7 protein-coding genes are annotated in these 5,439 nt (G+C 50.6%); 4 read left to right on the forward strand and 3 right to left on the reverse strand.

What is annotated here, in order from left to right; translation table 11 throughout:
- The first annotated feature begins 331 nt into the window (after positions 1–331).
- Positions 332–700, forward strand: a complete 369-nt coding sequence (locus H6F86_RS14840; RefSeq protein ID WP_190449390.1) for a hypothetical protein — start codon at positions 332–334, stop codon at positions 698–700.
- Between the two features lie 558 nt (positions 701–1,258).
- Here H6F86_RS14840 and dinB read toward each other — a convergent pair.
- Positions 1,259–2,398, reverse strand: a complete 1,140-nt coding sequence (gene dinB, locus H6F86_RS14845; protein ID WP_347240400.1) for a DNA polymerase IV — start codon at positions 2,396–2,398, stop codon at positions 1,259–1,261.
- A gap of 151 nt (positions 2,399–2,549) precedes the next feature.
- Between dinB and H6F86_RS14850 the strand changes: the two genes are divergently transcribed.
- From H6F86_RS14850 to H6F86_RS14860, 3 genes are all read left to right on the forward strand, one after another.
- A complete protein-coding gene (locus H6F86_RS14850) occupies positions 2,550–2,849 on the forward strand; it encodes a hypothetical protein (protein ID WP_190449391.1) in 300 nt (99 codons plus the stop codon).
- A gap of 84 nt (positions 2,850–2,933) precedes the next feature.
- On the forward strand, positions 2,934–3,527 hold the full coding sequence (locus tag H6F86_RS14855; protein ID WP_190449392.1) for a hypothetical protein: 594 nt from the start codon (positions 2,934–2,936) through the stop codon (positions 3,525–3,527).
- A 492-nt stretch (positions 3,528–4,019) separates the two neighbouring features.
- Complete coding sequence (locus H6F86_RS14860) at positions 4,020–4,526, forward strand: hypothetical protein (protein WP_190449393.1); 507 nt, start codon at positions 4,020–4,022, stop codon at positions 4,524–4,526.
- Positions 4,527–4,598: 72 nt separating this feature from the next.
- Here the strand turns inward: H6F86_RS14860 and H6F86_RS14865 are convergent, their stop codons facing one another.
- Positions 4,599–4,850, reverse strand: coding sequence for a hypothetical protein (locus tag H6F86_RS14865; RefSeq protein ID WP_190449394.1), 252 nt, complete (start codon positions 4,848–4,850; stop codon positions 4,599–4,601).
- A 203-nt stretch (positions 4,851–5,053) separates the two neighbouring features.
- Complete coding sequence (locus H6F86_RS31555; RefSeq protein WP_199305295.1) at positions 5,054–5,317, reverse strand: hypothetical protein; 264 nt, start codon at positions 5,315–5,317, stop codon at positions 5,054–5,056.
- Positions 5,318–5,439: the final 122 nt, after the last annotated feature.

The raw sequence follows: 5,439 nt of genomic DNA on the forward strand, positions 1-5,439 counted from the left end.
GCCAGCTTTTCGATTCGCCAACGGAAGCAGAAATCGATCAGGCGCTGTTGAGTGGGTTCTGGGAGCAGAGCTGACATTTTGGCGTTCCCGTAGCAAGCGGACTAAAAACAACGTAAGCCTGAAAGCACCCCTGAGCTTGGTTTACGCTGTTTAACATCTCGGTTCAATCAAAGTAAGAAACCGAACCACTGATCACCTGACTCAATCCCTTGATGCGGCTCGGTCCGTTGCCCAAGACGCAGAAGGATCACCACAGAACCAGGGTTTCAGCCACCTGCAACCCGTGAGGTGTCGATAGAATAGTGTTTCTAAGAATGCGGATAAGGTTGAGATGAGTGTTGACTATTGGCTATTCCGCGTACCTTTTAAGCGAGATGACCCAAAGGCGGAACTGACACCTTTTGGTAGTCAAGAGGAAGTAGTTAACCGATTATGTTCTCAACCAGGATTTACACTTCACCGTAAGAAAAGAATTGAGAACGATGAACCTTGGGCAGTAATTGTCTACATTACGGCAAATGAGGAAGGTGAGGAGAGCGATGTTGAATTCTCCGTACAAGGTGACCCTGTAACCTGTATCTCAATTCATCGTGCATTTCGAGAAGATTTCCTACCAATTATTACGGTTTTGAGTGAACTTGCTCCATTTGAAATTGTAGATATCAACGGAGAGGCAATCAGTCCTGACGAATTGTTTTGACAACACGCTCAATGAGTTCCAAGAGAGTAACATAACAACCCTGATGCAGTGGACTTCCCGAAGCCGTTTGCTGTGTGGAAAAGACCTCGAAAACCTCTGACCAAGAGGATTACGTTTGAAAATCCTCGTCTCACTGCCATTCATTGGCGCTGGCATGAGCCAAACTTTGGGGTGACTAGCCGAACTTGCGGTTCAGAGGATGAAAAAGAATCCGGTCAGAGCGATCAGGTTAGCTGTGTCTCTGTTGGTTCTAAGGTGCCCATTGATCAGCGTGGCTAAAGAGGAGCCTGCGCTGCTGATGCTGGACTAGCCACCAACTGGCACAAGCTCTAAAAACTTTACACAGTAGCAGTTTTACTTTTTCACCCCCTTGCCCCGTTGCGGACTGAGCAACTAACCAACAAAACTAGCACTATGTTGACCGAGCGCTGAGAACCATACCTAGCAGCGCCTTCGCACCCTTATGATCAACTGTCGCACTCGCTCAGCTCAACCCCACATCAGACTGTGTGAAGGCAGCGGCTGGTTTTCGTTGACAGTGCCACTAGCGGTAAGTGCCTAGAAAAACGGTGGTAACTCTAGCTGCAACTGATTGTAGAGCGGCTTCGAGAGTGGCTCCGTCAGGTTGGACACCGTAAGCCCCAGTAATCTCACTTTGCGGGTGGGGTCAAGGTGTGACCGCAGCAAGTCCCCTGCCAGGCTGTAGAGCGTTGCGGCATTCCGTAGTCGCTCTATCACTGTTTGAGACCGGGTGATCTGCTGGTAATCGGCATACTTGACCTTGAGCGTCAGAGTATGACCATAGCGCTGATGTTTGTCCATACGGGTTGCCACTTCCCTAGCCAGTGTCGCCAGTGCCTCATCCATCGCGTCCAGTGCTGCTAAATCTTCCGCAAAGGACTGCTCGGCTCCAATCGACTTGCGGCTACGGTTTGGATTGACGGGGCGCTCGTCCTCTGCCCTGGCAACACGGTAGTAATAGCTGCCTGTTTTACCAAAGTGTTGCACCAGATCGGCTTCGGACCACTGCTTCAGGTCTGCCCCCTTATGAATGCCGAGCGCCTGCAGCTTTTGAGCCGTCGCTGCTCCTACGCCGTAGAATTTCGCGATCGGCAACGCCTCTACCACTGCCTGCCCTTGCTCAGGCGCAATGAGGTACAGTCCATCCGGCTTGTCTAAACCAGAGGCAAGCTTGGCGAAAAACTTGTTGTACGAGACCCCAGCGGAAGCCGTCAGTTGTGTTTCTGCCCGAATCGCTTGTTTGATGGCACGGGCGATCGCCATCGCGGAGGCAATGCCTGGTTTGTTCAGGGTCACATCCAGGTAGGCTTCATCCAGTGAGAGCGGTTCCACTAAGTCGGTGTAGCGGTCAAAAATAGCGCGGATCTGCTGTGAGACAGCACGGTAGACTTCAAAGCGAGGGTTAACGAAAATGAGTTGAGGACACCGTTGCTGGGCAAGGCGTGAGGGTAAGGCGGAGTGAATACCATAGGCGCGTGCTTCATAGCTGGCAGCAGCCACAACGCCTCGTTGGTCTGGTCTACCGCCGACGACCAGGGGTTTGCCTCGGTACTGCGGGTGGTCACGCTGCTCCACGGAGGCAAAGAAGGCATCCATGTCGATGTGGATAATTTTACGCGGCACCACCATCGTGTTGTCAAAAGGCTTTCTGGCAGGTTGTGCCTCCAGTTTAGCCACTCACATTGACGGCTCTATGAAAGGACAGCGATATAGCGGGTTCGCGACAGCTAGGCATCTTGCCCCAGCAATCGCTCGTAGATGACGCGACAACTATGAGCCAAGTCGAAAGCCCTATGCAGCAAAAAACCAATGTGTCTGACGCTGAAGCATGACGTTTTGCGATCAATTTTTTGGAGCAGGTTTGCTGGCTGTCGTCCCACGATCATCACAGTCATTTAAAGATGGCTTTCCCTCGCTTCGCGGTCAAGGTGCTGCTGCTAGTGCCAAGATCAGCACCTTGAAGTTGATGGAAAGTCTATGCCCTACGGCTCAGAATGGGTCTACCCCCACGCTCAGCTCCCAAAGCTTTGGCAGAAATTTTTTTGGCGATGGGAGGAGGGGCAGCACTGACGCAGCGATTGGCTTCAGCACTTGGAAAACGCTTGTGCTGATTCAAAGGGCTGGGTAGGGTGGCAGGAGGTTGATCCGCATTCCCTAAAGTGCGAACAGCTATGCAAATTAAACAACCAACGCTAGAAAGCGAGGAATTACCATGCTGGACGTAGCTAAAATCGGGCGAATTGCCCAAGACTCTAGCCCTCAAGACCTTCACGCAGCTTGGGTTTGGCAGCAACAGTTTAATGCCTTCAATGGGCAAGAGATTATCACCGATCTCGCCCAGCAGCCTCAGTTATGGAGCAGCTTTTTCTTCACGGCAGCCAGCGATGGTTCTGCTCAGCAGGTTGGGAGCATGGATGAAGTCATCGGGACACTGGTGGCAATGGCAACCCACCGTGCTGCGCCAGCAATCCAGGCTCATGATGCGCCTTACCCAGCCAACACTTTGTATATTTTGGCTCCCAAGCAGGACACAATTGTGGCTCTGGGAGAGCAGTGGCGTGCTAAAGATGTAGCTGTCCATAGCGCCACTCAGTCTAAAGGCGGTTACCCCTGTAGAGACGCTTTACAGTTAGCGCTCAAAGGTGCTGCCTTGAGTGAAAACGGTGAGGCGCGGCAAGAGGCTGTTGTGCTTTCCTACTGCTGGTATCACCACACCTTGTCCCGTCCTGTCGAGTCTAACGCCAAGCGCAAAGCTGTCTCTAGGCTTGCAGCCAACGGCAAGCACACGCAATTGACCTTGATCTAGACACTGCTAGCAGCGAGGAGCGTAGCGATCGCTTGTAAAGGATAATTGGCATCCAAGGGCACGAAGAGTGCTTGACCCAGGGGGCACGGAAGGCTCCTACTCGCCTTTGTATAGCAGCGGGGTCAAAATGGTTGTTAAGGGTAACTGTCCCATTTTCGATGCTTGGATTGTAAACAATAAGCAGGCTATACCAACGTAAAATCAGACTTTTTCGGTATCAACTATCCCGTTTACAGTCCAAGATGGAACAGTTTAAGCCAACAGATACCAAAACGAAGCAACCGCTAAAAGCTTTCATTCATAGGTCTTTCAGCCTTAACGATCACTTTTTGTCCGTTGCTATAACTAAGCCCGGTAGCGCGACCGCCAAAATCCTAGCTTTCAAAAAACTTTTACCAGATTTGTGCATAACGCGGTTAACTTGCCCGCAAGTTTTATTAGAGGAAGCAAATGCCTCCCTTCTACAAACTTGCCCCTACTTAAAGGAGTCACATGAAAACTTGGAACGCATTTCTTTTGGCTACAGCAGTAACCGCACTAGGTTTTGCGATAAAAACAGACCCTGCTCAAGCTTTTTGCGTCTACAACAAAACCGATAAGCCTATTTATAGCGCTGTTCCTACCCTTGAAAACCTCCGGAATTTTTCTGTGGGAATCCCTGTAAATAATTCCTCTTGCTGCAATTGGAAAAATAAAGACTGTAATCCAACAAAGAAACAAAATGGCATTCTAGATGCAGAAGTACGTATAGAGTTTCCAAGAGACGCTCATTACTGTGGGAATCCCCGTAAAGATATGCTCGGTCGTTCAGAACCTAACTATCCAAGAGTCAAAATGCAAGGCGGCGGATACTTAACAGTTGTGAACAATCCTGCTTACAAAGGTGCTCCCCCAAAGACCTATTGGGACGTGAAAATTGGTGACTCAGGTTATCTTGTTCAGTCTTGGACTTATGATCATAAACTTTTGGACACCTACCCTTGTACCCGAATAAGGTAATAGCCTGATTGAAAACTCTTACATCAACAGGTGGCAGTATTCACCCTATTTCCTAACAAACACTCTCCTAGTTTATAGCTTGGGGAGTTTGTTTTTATGGTGTGTGGTGGTAGGGGTTTGAGGTGGTGCGGGGTAGGGTAATAACTGGTTGGCATCCAGGTTTATGTATCCCGGCGCAACCTCGACAATGACATCTAACAGTTTGCTCGTAGGTACCTGGTAGCAGTACGGCAGCTTACCGCCAATGGCAACCAAGTCGTGCGTACTGGTGCTGTGTTTGCCGCTATCAAGGTCAAGGTTGAGTACTGCACTGTTCGGTTGCATGGATGTCACTGCCTGTTTAACGGCTTACTTGACTACAGGGTGCCCCTTGGCAGCAACAGTCAAACGCTGTCGTCTCGCCAACCGCACACACAGTCCCAGTACACTCGTGCTGGCTCGGTTTGCAGCAACGGCACTTCACAGTGCGGACAGCGTCCGGTGAACAGCGGGTGCCAGTCCAAGAGCGCGAGCTTCTGTTCCCTGTTCTAGCGATGCTCTGTGTTGATCACCAACTCATCCCCGTAGTAGCTAGCACCATCGGGTTCCCATAAGCTCTTACCGCCATCGGCAACCCATTCCAGCGCCATGAACTCACGCTGCTGATCAGCCGCAGCGGTATCTTCTTGGAAGTCAGGGCAGCGATCGCTCTGCACACCAGCAGGATGCACACTGCAACAAAGGTAGAGACTGCCCGCATTGAACCAGCAGCGATCGCACTCGGGCAGTTTTTGGAAGGAAGGATCAGTCATCGTCCTTAATTTCAAGCTGGTAGAGGCGCATAAAGGTATCTTCTGGCATCAACCAATTCAGGATGCCCATGCAGACAGAGTAATCCTACCCGTTACGAAAAAGGCGTGTGTCTACCGAGCCT

The sequence above is a fragment of the Phormidium sp. FACHB-592 genome (assembly GCF_014695795.1).
GTDB lineage: Bacteria > Cyanobacteriota > Cyanobacteriia > Leptolyngbyales > Leptolyngbyaceae > Stenomitos.

Coding starts and splice junctions, on each gene's coding strand:
- H6F86_RS14855 (WP_190449392.1), top strand. CDS start 2,934: ATGCTGGACGTAGCTAAAATCGGGCGAATTGCCCAAGACTCTAGCCCT.
- H6F86_RS14850 (WP_190449391.1), top strand. CDS start 2,550: ATGACGTTTTGCGATCAATTTTTTGGAGCAGGTTTGCTGGCTGTCGTC.
- H6F86_RS14860 (WP_190449393.1), top strand. CDS start 4,020: ATGAAAACTTGGAACGCATTTCTTTTGGCTACAGCAGTAACCGCACTA.
- H6F86_RS14840 (WP_190449390.1), top strand. CDS start 332: ATGAGTGTTGACTATTGGCTATTCCGCGTACCTTTTAAGCGAGATGAC.
- H6F86_RS31555 (WP_199305295.1), bottom strand. CDS start 5,317: ATGACTGATCCTTCCTTCCAAAAACTGCCCGAGTGCGATCGCTGCTGG.
- H6F86_RS14865 (WP_190449394.1), bottom strand. CDS start 4,850: ATGCAACCGAACAGTGCAGTACTCAACCTTGACCTTGATAGCGGCAAA.